Here is a 1441-nt window from a genome sequence, read left to right as displayed (position 1 = left end):
GGAGTGTATTTATCAAGACACTTTTAGAAATGCCCGAGCTGCGTGATGGGAAACTATCATGCGCAGTTCTTAGGGGGCGTAAGCTACCCGATAGTAAAACGAACTGACAGACAGCAAAATAGAAGCATAATAAGATATGAATAGAACAATTTTTAAATTAGTGATTTGTTCCTTGATTTTATTATTAGTTCAATGTAATTATCGTACATCAAGTCAAAAACGATTTTCTAAGACTCTGGATATTAAGATTCCTAAAAACGTAGTGATTCTAAAAGATGAGTATCAATCTAATTGGCAGGACTTTGCGATTTATTATAATATTAAATTGAGTGAAAAGCAAATTTCGGATTTGACACAAAGCATTCGAAATTCTAAATACTATAATCCTAGTGCTTATGTTACTGACTATGTACAACAAGATATGTATGTTGAGCAAGGAGCTATGAAAGCTGTGTGGGCTAGAACTCAATCAGGATATATATTTCAAAATGAATATGGCAGAGATGTGTATTCAGCAAAAATTGACACTATTAATAGAATTGCTGAGTTTAATGAATCACATGATTAATAGACCAAATGGAATTAAAAGACTTAGATAATCAGACTGTAATATGCCTCAAAGTTGTTCAAGGAATATGACAGACTATAGACTCGTTATCTGTAACTTGTAGAGTTTAAAATTAATTGATTTGTTTAAAATTTTAGTTATAATTCCAACCCAAATTATACAGATATGAAATTATCAGAGCCATATTTGAACTACTGAGTAAAAAGAATAGTTAAGTATTTGATTTCTGAATTAAATAAATATCCAATTAGGAAATGAAAAGTACAAAAATGAAAAAGAACAAAGGTGAAATAAAATACTCCTCAAGTTATCCTTTGAGTATCATTCTAGGACTAATTCTCGACTCATTAATAGTAACAATTTTTACATACCATTATATTTTTGGAGAATTACCAATACTTGAAAGCGTTACATTCTCATTATTATCTTTATTATCTGTACATCTAATAATTTGTCCTAATGCAGGTAAAGTCACTTTAAATCAGCAACAATTAACGATAAAATACTTTTTCATATGGAATTCCAATTATGAAATTGAAACTAATAAAATAATAAGTCTTGAGACATCAAGTTATAATCGATACAGAGTCTATTCAAAAATATATATAACATTGAATGACAATTCGAATGTAACTTTAAATATTCAATCTTGGTACAGCTCAATTTTAGGTGTCGAAATATTAGAGAAAAAATTTAATGAACAAAACCTCAATAGACGATTAATAAATACCAGCACACAACATCATATATAAAATATTGGGGGCTAGGTGGTTACTTAAACCTTTCTGCCCCGCACCAACTTTTGCAACGGCAGACAGGGAAGTCGCCCGCAAACCCCAACATTTCATATATGTGACCGTTGTATGCAGTGCG

At 30.5% G+C, this 1441-nt stretch carries 1 protein-coding gene; it reads left to right on the top strand.

Translation table 11 applies throughout. From position 1 onward, the window contains the following. Window positions 1-136: 136 nt before the first annotated feature. The gene (locus tag B5X70_RS17705) at window positions 137-568 is read left to right on the top strand and encodes a hypothetical protein (protein WP_079559232.1); all 432 of its coding nucleotides are present in this window, start codon (window positions 137-139) and stop codon (window positions 566-568) included. Window positions 569-1441: the final 873 nt, after the last annotated feature.

The sequence above is a fragment of the Alkalitalea saponilacus genome (assembly GCF_900168165.1).
GTDB classification, from domain to species: domain Bacteria; phylum Bacteroidota; class Bacteroidia; order Bacteroidales; family Marinilabiliaceae; genus Natronoflexus; species Natronoflexus saponilacus.
Note: the sequence above shows the minus strand (reverse complement) of the source record. Positions and strands in the feature narration are given on the sequence as shown.